Below are 14,575 nucleotides of genomic sequence, written 5' to 3'. Positions count from 1 at the left end.
TGAGAATGACCATTCTCACTCGGTATCCGCTCTCAGCCGCGTGCCTGCAGCACGCCTGACCCCTCGAACGGTAGGAGCAGGGAACACAATGAGCTCTCAGAGCCGAACGACTCCGGTGCCTCCGGGCCTCAGTACGCGCAGACTCCGCGCGCTGACATTCATCCTGGCCGCGGCCTCCGGTGTTTCGATCGCGAACATCTTCTACTCGCAGCCCCTTCTGGACCTGATCGCGCAGACGTTCGCGGTGCCCGACAGCACCGCCTCGATCGTCGTGACCGTGACTCAGCTCGGCTATGCGGCAGGGATCCTTGTGCTGATGCCGCTAGGGGATCTGATCGAGAATCGAATCCTGGCATCAAGGGTGCTCATCGTGACTGCCATCGCATCGGCGGTCGCGGCTTTTGCCACGAACCTGCCGCTGTTCCTGGTGGTCTCGGCGATCCTCGGCTTCACTTCCGTGGTCGCGCAGATCGTGATCCCGGTGGCGGCCCATCTGGCCCCCGCCGGCCAGGGTGGACGGTACGTCGGGCAGGTGATGAGCGGATTGCTTCTCGGCATCATGCTTGCGCGAAGTGTCTCGAGCTTCCTCGCCGATCTCTGGGGATGGCGCTCGGTCTATGTCCTCTCCGCCGTGCTGATGGTGATCATGGCGCTGGTGCTGGCCGCGACACTGCCCAGGCGCAAGCCTGACCATGCAGGCAGTTACGGCAGTCTCGTGGTGTCCATTTGACGCCTCGTCCGGGAGGAGCCGGCGCTGCGGCGCCGTGCCGTACTGCAGGCACTCATGTTCGGGACGTTCTCCGCGTTCTGGACCTCGGTGACGTACGAGTTGATCAGGGAACACCACCTGTCGCAGACCCAGATTGCGATTTTCGCGCTCATCGGCGCTGCCGGCGCTGTCGCCGCACCGATCGCCGGACGCATCGGAGATCGTGGTCTCGGCAGGCCGGCGACCGGAGTTGTCTTCGTGCTGGCAGCGGTCGCCATGGCCGTGGCCGGTCTTGGCGTGCACAACCTGGTCGTTCTCGGACTCGCGGGAGTACTGCTCGACCTTGCGGTTCAGGGCAGTCTGGTGCTCAGCCAGCAGGAGATCTACGCGCTCAGGCCGGAAGCACGTTCGAGGCTCAACACTGTCTTCATCGGAAGCGTCTTCGTCGGCGGCGCGATCGGATCGGCGCTGTCTGGAGTGCTGTACGAAAGCGCAGGCTGGAGCGGCGTCGCTGTCCTCGGCATCGTGTTCGCGTTGATCGGCATTGGCATCTGGAGCGTGTCGCAGCTCTTGCATCGCGCGACGCGACTCAAGAGCGAGAAAGTTGTCAGCAGCATCCGTTGAGAGCTGTAGTGGCGCGCCGTGATCGCTGGCTCTGGGACTCGCCGGAGGAATCAGTGGCGCAGGACAAGCTGTCCAGCGGTCACGCCTGCCGCGTAGCGCTGGACAGCACGCGGTACCTGAACGTGGTGTGCAGATGACAGCGGACGAGCCTGCGAGATTCGGTGTAACCCGACCGGCTATCCATCAATAGCCGAGGATCTGCTCTCGGAATGATGCCGGAGGGAGAATTCGGAAGTATGGCTGTGCTGCTCAGCGTCCTGGGCATCGTGCTGTTCGTGCTCGGGGTCCTGATCTCGGTGGCGTTGCACGAGCTGGGCCACATGGTGTCCGCCAAGGCCTTCGGGATGAAGGTGGCGCAGTTCTTCGTCGGCTTCGGGCGGACCGTCTGGTCGACTCAGCGCGGCGGGACGGAGTACGGCATCAAGGCGATACCCGTGGGTGGGTTCGTCCGGCTCGTCGGTGTCTTCCCGCCTGCGACGGGCGAGGACCGGACCAAGCTCCGGATGGCGAGCACGGGCCCGATCCGGTCGACGGTCGAGCTGGTGCGTAGAGCGGAGTACGAGACGGTCACGCCGGAGGACGACGGCCGGCTCTACTACCAGAAGGCGTGGTGGAAGAAGCTGATCGTGAGGGCGTCCGGGCCGCTGGTCAACGTCATGATCGCGTTCGTGCTGTTCGGCGGCCTGTTCATGCTGTACGGCGCCAACGTCGCGCAAACCACCGTCGACACCGTCACCGACTGTGTGATCCCGGCCTCCCAGACGACCGCGCACCGCCAGTGCACCGATACCGACAAGGTCTCGCCGGCCAAGCAGGCCGGGTTCGAGGTCGGCGACAGGATCGTCTCGTTCAACGGCACCCGGGTCTCCAGCTGGGACCAGCTCACCCCGCTGATCCGGGCGAACACCGACAAGCCGGCCACGATCGTTGTCGAGCGCAACGGTGCTGAGAAGACGCTGACCACGAGCACGATCGTCGACCGGGTTCGGGATGGCGCCGGCGCGGACAAGTTCGTCTCGGTCGGTTTCCTCGGAGTCTCGCCGGAGATGAGGGCCGAGCGGCAAGGCCTGGGGTACGTCGTCGACACGATGGGCGAGCTGACCGTCGCTACGGTGGAGGCGATCGGCAACTTCCCGCAGGAGCTGGTCGGGGTGGCGAAGGCGATAGCCGGCGGCGACCGCGACCAGGACAGCCCGATGAGCGTGGTCGGCGCCAGCCGGGTGGCCGGTGAGATCGCGTCGAACCAGTCGCTGACCGGCGGTGAGCGGGTCGCGTTCCTGGTCTCGCTGCTCGCCTCGCTGAACCTCTTCCTCGCTCTGTTCAACTTCATCCCGCTGCTGCCGCTGGACGGTGGGCACATGCTCGGCGCGATCTGGGAGGGTATCCGGCGTGGTCTGGCTAAGCGCCTCCACCGGCCCGATCCGGGGTACGTCGACATCGTCAAGCTGCTGCCCGTCGCCTACGTCGCGGCCAGCGTGATCGTGGTGATGGGCGTGCTGCTCGTCATCGCCGACCTCGTCAACCCGATCCGGATCACCGCCGGTTAGCCGGATCAGCGTGACTGAGTGGCCCCGCATTGTGAGCCGCGATGAATCGGTCAAGTCATCCCGCCACCGCAGCCTGGTCCTCGACCCCAGCCGCGCTTACCAACCCACCGGGAAACCACCCGGACCCGCCCCCAAAGAAGCAGGTGAACCCACGAATCATGGGTTCACTTGTCCGCGATGTCCTGAGACATCACATGGTGCCCCCGGCAGGATTCGAACCTGCGACGCACGGTTTAGGAATGCGTCACTCTTACCAACTCTGGCCTACTCACGCCTGCTGTGCTTGGCGATCTGCAATCGTGAAGTGCCTTGAACATCCCCAGTTGACGCGAGTTCGCACCATGAATAGCCCCACGCCGTGGCCTAGGCTTGTGACATGGGGAAGACGAGCGGGCGGCGAAGTCGGGACCGGGGTGAGATCGAGCGGCTGCCCTCCGGGTCGCTTCGAGTCAAGGTGTACGCAGGGACGGACAAGATCACGGGGAAGAGGCTGTACCTCACCGAGACCGTGCCGGCCGGTCCGCGTCAGGCGCGTCTGGCTGAGGAGGTGCGGACCAAACTGCTCAACCAGGTTGACGAGCAGCGCAACCCAAAGACCAGAGCGACGCTCTCCCAGCTGGTCAGGCGCCACTTCGATGTGAGCGACGTCGCTACATCAACGCTTCGTGAATACAAGCGCAAGTATTACCGGCACGTGGAGCCCTTTCTCGGCGCCGAACCCCTCGCCAAACTCCAAGATGCTGAGCCGTTTGACAGCCTCTACGCCGAACTGAGGAGATGCTCGAAGCAGTGCAAGAGGAGTCGGAGTCGGAAGCTCATCGATCATCGAACCGACAAGCCGGGACATGTGTGCGACGAGCATCGCAGCGAACCCTGTGTACCTGCCAGCCCGGATAGCTGCCGGGCATGTCGCCGGGCATGCAAGCCACACGTTTGCGTGCCGCTCGCTGACAACTCCATCCTGGCAATCCACTGGATACTCAGTGGCGCGCTCGACCGCGGGGTCAAATGGAACTGGATCGCGAAGAACCCTGTTGAGCAGGCAGACAAGCCGTCGATGCCGAAGCCTGACCCGCGACCGCCCACTGCTGCCGAAGCTGCGCAACTCATCAACGGGGCGTACGCCATTGACGACGACTGGGGCGAGTTCATCTTCTCGAAGGCGACTACTGGCAACCGGCGAAGTGAACACTGTGCACTTCAGTGGCAGCACTTCGAAGACCCGCCTCCTCCAGAAGATCCTGGCCTGGAGGCGCAGCCAGCAGTCTTGGTGGTTCGCCAGGCTCTCTACATGGCTGACGACGGCACCTTGCGCCTGAAGGACACGAAGACCCACCAGCAGCGCCGAACGGTGCTTGATCACGAGACCGGACTGATGCTTCGCGCACGCTACGAACGGAAGAAGGCCGCGGCAGCTGCGCTTGGTCTGAAAGTGCGGCCGGACGCGTACATCTTCTCGCCTGCCCCCGACGGACTTGCACCGCTCAAACCTGATACCGCGACTCAGAAGTTTGGCCGGATGGCAAAGCGGCTTGGCGTCCAAGCCGAGCTAAAGAACTGGCGGCACTATCACGCAACTGAGCTGATTGGTGCAGGTCTGGACATCAATGTCGTTGCCGCGCGCCTCGGACATGGCGGCGGAGGCTCCACAACGCTCAGGTCCTACACCGCATACCAGGCGGAGCGATCCCAACGGGCAGCTGAAGCGCTCATTGTCCGAATGCCACCGCGGCCGGCGAGCCGCGATGATGGGCCCGGGGGCGACCTCGCCCAGGTTGTGCGTCTGCCGTCCGCCGATGAGGCGGACTTGGAGCCGTACCGCCGAATCGCCGCAGACCTGCGAGGCGCGATCACGAGCGGATTCGTAGCTCCCGGCGATCCTCTGCCGACGATGAAGTCCCTCGCGGAGCGCTACGGCGTCGCGCTTAGTACTGCTCATCGGGCGGTTTCGGTGCTGGTCGAGGCAGGCCTCGTCAATGCCTCTCGCGGCGTGCGCGCCACGGTTGCGGGCGGCGAGCCCATCAACGGCCAGGCGAACGATGGCGTCGTTGGCTGACTTATGGCTGTAGGACCACACATTGGGCGGACTAAAGGGGCCAATTCTGCCCTGGTGACGAGTCTCTCTGAGCGTCAGAAGTCTGGGGCTCCCGGTTAGCGCGGCGGCCTCAACCTCGAGTTCGACGCATGCAGCGGCGACGCCCGCGTTCGCCTGGTTCCCGCACTGCGCGCCGACGGGAGCCGGAGGAAGGATGGTCGCCGGAGGACTGATGGTAGCCGGGGGCGGCGACGAGATGGGTGGAGTCGTGGAGCGAGGGCTGACGGTAGGGCTCGACCGATTGGACGCTTCGGTATCCCAGTAAACCTGCAGTCGGACAGTCTGCGCCGAAGCTGGCCGGTCCACCAAGATAGAGACCTCCTGACTCACCACGCCGTGGTCGTTGGGACGGAGCGTCGCTACGTAGAAAGGGGGCTCTCGCGTTGGGTCCTGCATCGGCGTTGGAGTCTTGCCTGGTGTCAGCGTCGCTGTGTTCGGTACCCAAATAGCGAAGACGTGCAGCCGCCGTGAGAGTGCGCTCAAGCCGTTCCGTTCCGAGCGGTGTCCCGACGGTGAACGTGGACGAATCGTCCGTGGTGGGGTTGCAGATACTCCTGCGAGCTCACCAAGCCCTTGCTGTCTATCTCACCACAGTCTGCACCTGAACCAGGCGGAATGGCGATAGCTGATAGTGCTGCGCAGGATCTCTCCCTATCACTAACCGTCGCCTCAGGCATTTGCGCTGCGCGATGCCCGATTGCCTGTGCCGTCGAGGTCGTGTTTGTTGAAGCTCAGCTTTACTGACTGCTGATCCATTGGGACGCTTATTTGAGCCTCGGCCTGGGGATTGACGCAGGTGCCCGCCGAACGAGTCGCGCCGGGATCCTGCGAGGTGAGGAAGCAACTAGTTGCACGCGCCCGGTGTCGGCTGAACGGAGGACGACGTTCGGCCGATCGCCCGCTGTTGAAAGTGGCCGTCTTCGAACCATGCTGTCTCAGGATGGTCATGGCGCGGGCCCGGAGTAGCTCTCGGCGCCAGCGTTGCTCAGGAGTCGGCGAGCAGCATCGCGTGCCATTCGGACGGTAGTGGGCGTATACGAAGGCCGTATCCTCTTGCAGCCTGTCAGGAACAGGTGGAGTATCGCGTTCAGGGTGGGTAAGCGGTCCGCGAGCGGCGTTCGCGGAGCCGATGATTGAGCGTGGGGGAGAGCATGAGCCCGGGGCGTACCAGCATGGAGAGCCATGCCCAATTCTGGACGATTGTTGCGGGGGTCGTCGCCTTGATCACATTCCTCATTGCGATTTCAAGATGCGGATCCGATTCGGCAGGAAATTCAAATCCCTCAGTTCCGACAGCCTCGGCCTCTGGTAATGTGAACCCCGCGCCCACTGGGGACGGAACCACTCCGGCGCCGGCCAGTCTTGCTGGCGCGGTGACACGTTTCCTGAGCACCCGTAGCTTGAACGATGGCCAGGCACTGCCAGACGAGGTGGCGTCTGTGAATGGCTTCCCATCCGTAAGGGAGGGGCCGCAAGATATTCGCGGAGTTACGTACTCTAGGAACGTCACATTCGGCCTCGTTTGTACGGACTCGTCCGATAAATTCCTCGAATACAATCTTGGCGGATATTTCGACAGGTTCACAGCTGTCGTTGGAATCAGTGATATTTCGAAGAGTCGGAAGTATCACTTCGAGGTCGAAACGGACGATCGCAGAGTGGTGAACCTCACGCTGCTTCGCGGGCAGTCGAAGAAGCTGTCGATCCCAGTGGCAAACGTCCTGCGACTGCGCCTGTCGGCCTGTTCAATAGACGAGAGCCCGATCCTTGAAGATCGGACGGGCGGAGTTTTCGGGGACGCTGCGGTTACTGGAAGCTCTGCAAAAGTTCCGTCTGCGCTGCCGACAAGTTGAGGACCCTTGACGCGCTGGCGGCAAGGCCGAATGAGCCGTCGGCCGCCAGGCCGGCCATCAGAGGCTCTGGAGAGGTCGAGCCAGGGATTATGAGAGCCATGTCACTTGCCACGCTGGTCGACTTCAGGCTGCGCGAGTCGCGAATCCGACCACTTGAGGCGAGTTCTCCCCCTCGGCTAGACACGAGTTCATGGCACAAACCATGGCACGCCGCGCGGCCTGCAGCGAATCGCGAACGGCAAGGATCCGGCCGCCCTCTATCCCGCGAGGCTCGGTTTAGGCAACCGGCGCGCCAGACCGACAAGGACCGCTCCAGGCGCATCCGGGCGTGATCAGTTCGTCCGGTTGTGCCTGTGATTGACTCGGTTCGACACAGTCGTTCCCATGCAACCGTCCGTGTGTGTCTCGCGCTGATCAAGAAATTCACCCGAAGGTGCCCTTGTCATCGCTCGAAACCTGTCCAGCCAGCGTCATCGTGTTCAGCGTCGAGGCGTTTTCTGCTGCGATGGCGCTTTCAACGCGCTCTACGAGGCGGCGGAATGCTTCGTCATCGCTCAAGCCTTCGTAGGCGCCGCATCTAGTCTCGTAGTAGACCTTCTCATGTCCCAGCGCTTGTTCGGTCGATCGGTAGTTCTTCCACTGTTCTCTGTAGTGGTAGACACTCTCAAGCGAGACAAGCACCACGACGATCAAACTGAGGACAGTTGTCACGGCTTTGGAATACGGAAAGTCGATGTTGACTATCGCCGGTACCACCGCACCGGCCACGACCGACGCGGTCCGCATCCGGAGATAGCGTGACTTTGTTTTGACAGCCTTACCATCATACCACGTCTGGTATTGCTGGAGTCGCGACGCGATGTACTGCTCTGGCGACAGTCCCTCGGGCACCGGCGAACCGGCGACTGCTCCACTGGCAGAGGCGACATTGACGGGGTGTGCGGCGCTTTGAGCGTCCGTCGCATCGTCACGCATACGCATAGTCACCCAACCTCAAGCGGACATGTCAAGGCGCAGTGTAGGGCGACGGCATCCGACGAGCTCGCCAAGACGGTGGAGCAGGTCATCTGACCCTGACTGCCGGATTAGAAGGCCGCCGGACCGCATCAACAGGGGTCGATTTGAGCCTCAGGACGCATGCGGAGTTCGGCTCTTCTCGACTCCAGCAACTCCGTTACTCGCTAGTTCGTTCCAAAAAGCGTTCCACAGTTGCTCCACGAGCTCCGATGCGCAGAGCTGTGCAGGTGCGCTCGCGTATGCGCGAGGACTTGACATCGAGGAGAGCCTGCCGGACCCACCTCTTATGGATCAAGGGCGCGCCTTCGGCGCACGGCTCCGGCTGTGGGCGGTGCTGGGGCGCCGTCCTCGCCGGAGCCCAGCAACAGGACGCTTCTCGCCCATGTCATCCCATCCGGCACGAGTTGCCGTCACGGTCTCTGACCGTGGGTTCCCCCGTCCCCCTGGCCGCTCGATCGTACGGCCACCACGACACGCATCAAGAGCGCCCACGGCGTCTCTACGGGATCGGCAAGCCGACTCTTGACCCGCGCGGCGCTGACCTTGGTTGGCAGCTATCAGGGGGACGGGGCAGGTGTGGGTGTCTGCCTCACCAATCGCGCTGGTAGGCCTTAGTCAAGCCCTGATCGCAGTGCACCGAGCAATGGGCGTCACCGTCAGTCCATCTCGTCGGTCCGCTGGACTGGTGAGAGCGGATGGGCACCATCTCAATTTCCGCAGGTGCTCCGCAGGCTGGGCAGGGCTGGTCTGGGTCGATCCGGGTTCGGGGATTCATGATCACCGCCTTTCCGGTCCTACCACTGTGGTAGGACGCGCGTCCTCGACAGCGTCTGGGGAACGACCAGTTAACGTCCACTCGGGCCGATAATCCGTCGAAGAGTGGTGCCCCCGAGGTGCCCCCGGACTGCCCCGAACAGCCGTCAACGACCCGCGACCGGTGAGCACGTTCAGGGCTCAGGATCGCGAGTCGCTCGGATGCATGCGCTCGTGGTGACGGACTCGTAATGAGAAGGTCGTCAGCTGAGCTCCACATGTGGCCAGCTGGCGGCCCTGTCCTCGTCCTCGACGCGGACCCGGCTTGGATGAACAAGGTGCGTCAGTCGTCGGGGCTGGTGGCTGCGGCGATGGCCTTCTCGAGCGCCTCCGTGATCGTCATGTTGTGGCCGCGCTGGTAGGCGTCGGTCCACTCCGTGGGCGACATAGCTGTGCGCGCCGCTGCACAGGTTTCTGTAATGTCGGCTCGTTCCTGGCGATTGCGCGCGATTCCTCTGCGTTCAAGTTCGGCGTCAGCGGCCCCTAGCAGAACCGGCGTCCAACTTGGGAGTCCTGCCGCAGCGAGTACCCCGCTGTAGTCGTTGGCGAGGATGGCGAGGTTGAGAGTGCTTTCCAGGCGCAGCGAGTGCTGCAGTTGGGTGGACATCAGCTCAAGTGCCTCAGCAGCGCGGCCAGTTCTGCCCAGGATGATCGCGATGTAGTTGTTGGCACGTGTTGCCCAGTAGTCCACACCGTCACCGCGGGACAGATCGACCGCCTCGCGAAGCAGCTCCAGGGCCTGTCCCCAGTTCTCCTCTTCCATGTCCAGGAAGGCCAAGTGCGTCAGCATGGCTCCGAGATTGAATCTGTCGGCCGATTCTCGCGCGTGCAGCACGGAAGCCTCCAAGTCGTGTCGGCCGGCGATTCGGTCCCCGAGCTCAACCTCCAGACTGCCCAGGATTGCCAAGGCGTAGGGCAGTTCTGAGTCACCGAGCCTCTGCAGGATCTCAACGCTTCGACGGGCTGCCTCTCGGCCATCGACAGGCATCCCAAGTAGCTCCAGGGTCTCGGCGTAGTCGGCAAGGCAGCGGCCCACTGCTGCGGTCTCCTCTATGGGCGGATTCTTGAGGAAGGCCTCTAACCACTGGCGAACTTCGGCGAGGTCCTCGTGTTTCCACATCCACGCCACGCTCGACAGCAAGGCCAGCCCGAGACTCTGACGCGACCCGGCCTCTGTCTCTCCTTCACCGGCCATGGCACTGGCCCACACCAATGCCGCCCGTAAGTTGTTCCGTTCCGCACCGAACAGGTGCCCTGCCTGCTTGGAGGGAGTCGTCAGAACCCGGCGCCTGTCCAGCCGCTCGGCAACCTTCAGGAAGTGTTCGGCGTGCCTGCGACGCACGTCGGCGAGTTCGCCGGCCTGGGCGAGCTCGTCGATCGCGAAGGACCGGATGGTCTCCAGCATCGCGAACCTCGGCTCGCCGTCGTCGTCGGTGATGGTCACCAGGTTGGCGTCGACCAAGTCGGCGGCCAGGTCGAGCAACTGAGTGTCGCTGCCGGTGTCGGCGGGATGGACTGCCGCCAAAGCGCCGAGGTTCGCGCCGCCAGCGAACACGCCGAGATGTCGGAACAGCAGACGCTGTTGAGTGGTGAGCAGGCGGTAGGACCAGTCGATGGTGGCCCGGAGCGAGCTGTGTCGGGCCGGTCGGTCCACGACGGAACCGCGCAGGTCGAGAGCCCGCTCAAGTCGCAGCCGTAGAGCCCGGGGCCCGAGCACGTTGGTTCGGGCGGCAGCGAGCTCAATGGCCAGTGGCAGGCCGTCGAGGTGTCGACAGATCTGCGACACGTCAGCGGCGTTCGAGGGGGTCAGGACGAACGAAGGGTGCACGGCGCGGGCCCGCTCGACGAACAGCCGAACCGCCGCTGATGCTTTCGCCGATGCCAGCGTGTCCTCAGTCGGGAGCGCGAGCGGCAACACCGGGTATTGGCGTTCACTAGTCAAGTTAAGGGCGCGTCGTGAGGTCGCGAGCACCACGATGTCTGTGGTTGCGTGCAGCAGTTGGTCGACGGCCGCTGCTGCACCGTCCATTTGCTCCAGGTTGTCGAGTACGAACACCGCCGACAGCGGCGCCACGGCTTCGAAGAAGCCCGGCGGGGCGCGCCGGTCGGAGGGTAAACCGAGGACCTCCCCGATGCTGCTCCAGATGCGCCTGGGGCTCGTGAAGGCGGCCAAAGATGCAAAGCACACGCCGTCCGGAAAGTGCTCGGCAACCTCACGTGCGGCCGCGATTGATAGCCGGGTCTTTCCCGACCCACCCGGCCCAGTGAGCGTCACCAGGCGAACCTGAGGGTCGACCAATAGCCTCACCAGATCGGTCGCCGCGGTGCGGCGCCCCAGCAATGGAGTGGTCGTCACTGGCAGGCTCGCGCTGGCGCCAAGTGATTTCAGTGGTGGGAAGTCGACCGGTAAACCCGGGATCGCGAGTTGGTGCAGGTGCTCCGGTTCGGCGAGGTCCTTCAATCGATGCGCGCCGAGGTCTCGCAGCGATACCCCCTGCGGCAGCCGCCCAGCGACCAGCTTCGCGGTCGCATCGGAGACCAAGACCTGACCGCCATGCGCGGCCGCCGCGATCCGCGCAGCCCGGTGGACGTCGAGTCCCACGTAGTTCCCACCATGGATTCGCGGCGTGCCGGTGTGGATGCCCATCCGGACCCGAACCTGCTCATCGTTTCGCCACGCAAGCTCACCGAGAGCGACCTGTGCCTGCACGGCCGCGCCAACTGCGTCCTCCGCAGTCGAGAACACCACGAAGAAGCTGTCGCCCTCGGTACCCATCTCCACACCGCTGAACCGCACCCACGCCGACCGCTGGGCCAGTTGGCAACTGTCAAGAGCCTGCTCATACGCACGGCCCAGCCGCATCAACAGACGCGTCGACTGCTCGACGTCGGAGAACAACATTGAGACCGTCCCAGACGGAAGCTTGGCCACACCCCCATCATCACGCTGTGCTCGTAAGCGCAACACATCTCTCGAGGCCCAAGTGGGCCGGAGATCGCAGCCGGCTGGCCTCGACCGCCGGCCGCTCGATCGCCCCGATGGACCTGAGGTGCGGCTACGCGGCCCCTGTGGTCGGTATGCATTTCAGGCGTTTGATGCTCGGTTTAGGAAACCGACGCGCCTCATCGACATCCGCCGCTTCAGGCGTAACCAACCGACACCAGTTCGTGCCATTTCGACTCCATTGACTTGGGTCGGCGGCACTTCGTTCCCACGGTGTTCCCAGGTGAGCTACGCGTCACGTAGCGTCCGGACCGAGTTCGGTGGCGTACTGGTGGAGGTCGCTCAGCACCGCCTCGCCAAACACAGTCAGGCCGCGCACACGGTCAGCCTGACCATCCCAGGACGGCGTGGCGTCCAGCAGGCCGACATTTGTGAGCGCAAGCAGGACCGGCGTCGGGTACCTGCGAGCAACGTCCAGGATGCGCTGATTGTTCTCACGTTCGGCGCCGGCCGCCGCACGGGGACGTTCGCCCGCATCCTCCACGGCCTTCTGTATCCGGTGAATGTCCTCCAGGCATCGCACGTGCGGCGCATCAATCTGCGACAACGCTGTCGTACGGAGTGCGGCCTCATCAATCATCGCATCGTCCAAGACTGCTCTGGCTACCACAGCACCGAGCGTTCGCCGTTTCGCTGCGGAGGCTGAGTTGGCGGCCGCGGACAGTGCGAGTCCGAAGACCGCATCAAGCTCCTCAGATCTCTCGAGTCGCGCTGCCAGGTGCTCCGGCGTGACCCGCTCGGTGATGGCGTTCAGGGTCTCCCGAGCGCGTTGCGCGCGACGGTCTCTGAATCCCTCGTAGACGGTCAGCATCGCCTCTGCTCCGAACGGGCTGAGCTGGATGGCTGCCCTGGCGAGGATGTCCTGGACGCTTGGCGGCTCGCGGTCCTCTCGGCTCACGGTCTCAGCTTGCCATCCCGCCGGTCCTTCACCCACCGCGGTCGCTGGGCGCAGACGCGAGCGACTCCGCCCGTCCTCATCGCCCGCCCGGTTCCATAAGGGACCGGGCGTCGGCGTTGCACCGCCGGTAACAATTAGCGCTCCCACGCCAACTGCGCGCCGAGGGCGCGACTCTCGCATGCTCGAGTGGCCGAAGAAGCACAACCCCTACGGAGTCGACGGCGTCCCGTTAGCGGGGCCTACCGCTGTTTCATCGGGCCACGACCCCCACCCGTATTCTGCGGCACATTCCTCCATCAGCGCCTGCCCCCCACATTTTGGGCAGCGCTCAGTATCACAATCGGGCCCATGCAGCTGGCCGGCGAGGGCATAGCAATCATGGCATGGCTCGCTGGGCGGCGCAGCCCAGCCTTCTCGCTCATCCCCGTACGGGATGCGCAGATAGGGCGTACCGTCGATAACGACGTGAGTGAAATATTGCGCGTTGACCAATTCGCTCGGCCAGTCGCGGTGAGCGATTTCGCCCTGATAGGCGAGGTATTCGCGCCTAAACTCACTGATGAGTAGTGCTTCGGTGGCCCAGTACGATTCGTCAAGCTTATTGTGAAGCTCTTCGCCCAACTCGCGCTCATGAAGAACGTGTGCGAATTCAAAGAGGTCAATATAGGCAGCTCTAAGCTGTTGACTGGTCGCTTGACTGCTGAAATGCACGATTGAATTTCTGATGTCGCGCGCCCTTCGAAGGCGCACAACATCATCGGCGGCGAATGAAACTTTGCAGACCTGTAGGCGCTTTAGTGCTGTCTCAAGACTAACTGTATGACCCGTGCCGTCATCGACCTTAGTATAGATCAGGATGGGGTGCTCTCGTCGAAGTCGTTCCTTCAGGAAAAGTTCGACTGCGGTCGCAATATCGATAATTGCAAATTTCCATCGGCGCGGCTCCGCGTCTGAAGCAAACTGCGCTTCCTCCAGGGAATGCTCAACGAAGTCGTATGCGCTCTCGAGCAGAGGTGAACCGGAAGGTTCCGGCGTGGACGGCGGAGCGGCGGTCATGGAATCCCCCTATCGCCGTCGCCGAGGCCGGCATGTCTTCTAATCATTGCCGTAGTCGTCAGGCTCAAAGTCGGAGAGGTAGCGATCCGCAAGACTCTCAGACTCCGTGCTTGTGTGTTGCTGTGGCAGGCCTGCAGCGCTGATCTCCGCAGTGCTGTCTAGGTTCAAGCCGCAAACGGGACAACGCAGCTTGCGGGCGACGGAAATTACATCAGTCAGGATATCGCCGTCCTCCAGACGTTCGTTGGTTCGCCGGATTGTCTCCAGTTCGAGTGCAACATCAAAAGCGCAGCCCGGGCAAGCGACCTTGGCTGTGCTCCATGGGGGTGCGAATGGGGAACGTGTGTGACGGTCAGCCTTCTCCTCTGCGGTCAACCCGGAGGCGAACGCCGTGGCCTGAGCGATCCGGACCCGCACCTCATTGGCGAGCTTTTTGTCCTCTGCGTCAACGAGGGCTCTGCCATGCTTCATCACCTGCTCGCCGACGACATCTGTCGGGTCCAGGCCAAGATGGCTGCAGATGACCTCTGCGACTCTCGTAAAGCGCGGCAGCCAAAGAGCTACCTCGATACTCGCTAGCGCTGCCTCGCTGCTGTGCAGTTCACGGTTGCGCAACGCAGCGAGGAGTGTTGCGTCGTTCTCGCGGTCACTGGTGAAATCCTCAACGATCCGCCGGAGTCGCGTGATCACTGTCGTGACTTGGATTGACTTCGGGTCTCTTCCTTCGGAGCCCCCTGGATAGCCCACGGCATGCAGGATGGCGTCGCCATTCGGATCCGCGAGCAGCGCCGGATGCACTCTCGACAACGGCGCACGAAGAAGGAACTCAAGACCGAGGAGGAGCCAGATCGCAAAGGCGTCATCATCCGCCTTGCCAACAGCCTCGGCGCGCTCAAAATATACGCGGGCCTTACCGATCAGGCCGTCGTAATCCCACATCACAGACTCCAAATGTACGT

The 14,575-nt window shown here is 63.3% G+C and carries 10 protein-coding genes; 5 read left to right on the top strand and 5 right to left on the bottom strand.

Features of this window, described 5'->3' with window-relative positions; genetic code table 11:
• The first annotated feature begins 88 nt into the window (after window positions 1–88).
• The 5 genes from AB0J62_RS03960 (at window position 89) to AB0J62_RS03940 (ending at window position 6,828) form a co-directional block, all read left to right on the top strand.
• Complete coding sequence (locus AB0J62_RS03960) at window positions 89–730, top strand: MFS transporter (RefSeq protein WP_363864135.1); 642 nt, start codon at window positions 89–91, stop codon at window positions 728–730.
• Between the two features lie 24 nt (window positions 731–754).
• Window positions 755–1,333, top strand: coding sequence for an MFS transporter (locus AB0J62_RS03955; protein WP_363865143.1), 579 nt, complete (start codon window positions 755–757; stop codon window positions 1,331–1,333).
• Window positions 1,334–1,569: 236 nt separating this feature from the next.
• Window positions 1,570–2,880 (top strand): site-2 protease family protein, encoded by a 1,311-nt coding sequence (locus AB0J62_RS03950; protein WP_363864133.1) that lies wholly within the window; start codon window positions 1,570–1,572, stop codon window positions 2,878–2,880.
• Window positions 2,881–3,256: 376 nt separating this feature from the next.
• Window positions 3,257–4,936 carry a GntR family transcriptional regulator gene (locus AB0J62_RS03945; protein WP_363864130.1) on the top strand — a complete coding sequence of 560 codons (1,680 nt, stop codon included), beginning with the start codon at window positions 3,257–3,259 and terminating at the stop codon, window positions 4,934–4,936.
• A gap of 1,190 nt (window positions 4,937–6,126) precedes the next feature.
• Entirely contained in the window at window positions 6,127–6,828 is a 702-nt protein-coding gene (locus AB0J62_RS03940; RefSeq protein ID WP_363865141.1) for an NPCBM/NEW2 domain-containing protein, read from the top strand.
• A gap of 423 nt (window positions 6,829–7,251) precedes the next feature.
• Here the strand turns inward: AB0J62_RS03940 and AB0J62_RS03935 are convergent, their stop codons facing one another.
• The 5 genes from AB0J62_RS03935 to AB0J62_RS03915 form a co-directional block, all read right to left on the bottom strand.
• Window positions 7,252–7,803 (bottom strand): DUF4231 domain-containing protein, encoded by a 552-nt coding sequence (locus tag AB0J62_RS03935; protein ID WP_363864128.1) that lies wholly within the window; start codon window positions 7,801–7,803, stop codon window positions 7,252–7,254.
• A gap of 1,138 nt (window positions 7,804–8,941) precedes the next feature.
• Window positions 8,942–11,590, bottom strand: coding sequence for an adenylate/guanylate cyclase domain-containing protein (locus AB0J62_RS03930; protein ID WP_363864127.1), 2,649 nt, complete (start codon window positions 11,588–11,590; stop codon window positions 8,942–8,944).
• 307 nt (window positions 11,591–11,897) lie between these two features.
• The gene (locus AB0J62_RS03925; protein ID WP_363864126.1) at window positions 11,898–12,473 is read right to left on the bottom strand and encodes a hypothetical protein; all 576 of its coding nucleotides are present in this window, start codon (window positions 12,471–12,473) and stop codon (window positions 11,898–11,900) included.
• Window positions 12,474–12,767: 294 nt separating this feature from the next.
• A complete protein-coding gene (locus AB0J62_RS03920; RefSeq protein ID WP_363864124.1) occupies window positions 12,768–13,616 on the bottom strand; it encodes a hypothetical protein in 849 nt (282 codons plus the stop codon).
• A gap of 39 nt (window positions 13,617–13,655) precedes the next feature.
• The gene (locus AB0J62_RS03915) at window positions 13,656–14,555 is read right to left on the bottom strand and encodes a hypothetical protein (RefSeq protein ID WP_363864122.1); all 900 of its coding nucleotides are present in this window, start codon (window positions 14,553–14,555) and stop codon (window positions 13,656–13,658) included.
• Window positions 14,556–14,575 lie beyond the last annotated feature (20 nt).

Origin of the sequence: Kribbella sp. NPDC049584 (assembly GCF_040675555.1) — a bacterium.
Taxonomy (GTDB): Bacteria; Actinomycetota; Actinomycetes; order Propionibacteriales; family Kribbellaceae; genus Kribbella.
Note: the sequence above shows the minus strand (reverse complement) of the source record. Positions and strands in the feature narration are given on the sequence as shown.

What these genes read in the sequence shown, in the direction of transcription:
- AB0J62_RS03960 (WP_363864135.1), top strand. Translation starts at nt 89, where the DNA reads ATGAGCTCTCAGAGCCGAACGACTCCGGTGCCTCCGGGCCTCAGTACG.
- AB0J62_RS03950 (WP_363864133.1), top strand. Translation starts at nt 1,570, where the DNA reads ATGGCTGTGCTGCTCAGCGTCCTGGGCATCGTGCTGTTCGTGCTCGGG.
- AB0J62_RS03945 (WP_363864130.1), top strand. Translation starts at nt 3,257, where the DNA reads ATGGGGAAGACGAGCGGGCGGCGAAGTCGGGACCGGGGTGAGATCGAG.
- AB0J62_RS03940 (WP_363865141.1), top strand. Translation starts at nt 6,127, where the DNA reads ATGAGCCCGGGGCGTACCAGCATGGAGAGCCATGCCCAATTCTGGACG.
- AB0J62_RS03935 (WP_363864128.1), bottom strand. Translation starts at nt 7,803, where the DNA reads ATGCGTGACGATGCGACGGACGCTCAAAGCGCCGCACACCCCGTCAAT.
- AB0J62_RS03925 (WP_363864126.1), bottom strand. Translation starts at nt 12,473, where the DNA reads ATGCTGACCGTCTACGAGGGATTCAGAGACCGTCGCGCGCAACGCGCT.
- AB0J62_RS03920 (WP_363864124.1), bottom strand. Translation starts at nt 13,616, where the DNA reads ATGACCGCCGCTCCGCCGTCCACGCCGGAACCTTCCGGTTCACCTCTG.
- AB0J62_RS03915 (WP_363864122.1), bottom strand. Translation starts at nt 14,555, where the DNA reads ATGTGGGATTACGACGGCCTGATCGGTAAGGCCCGCGTATATTTTGAG.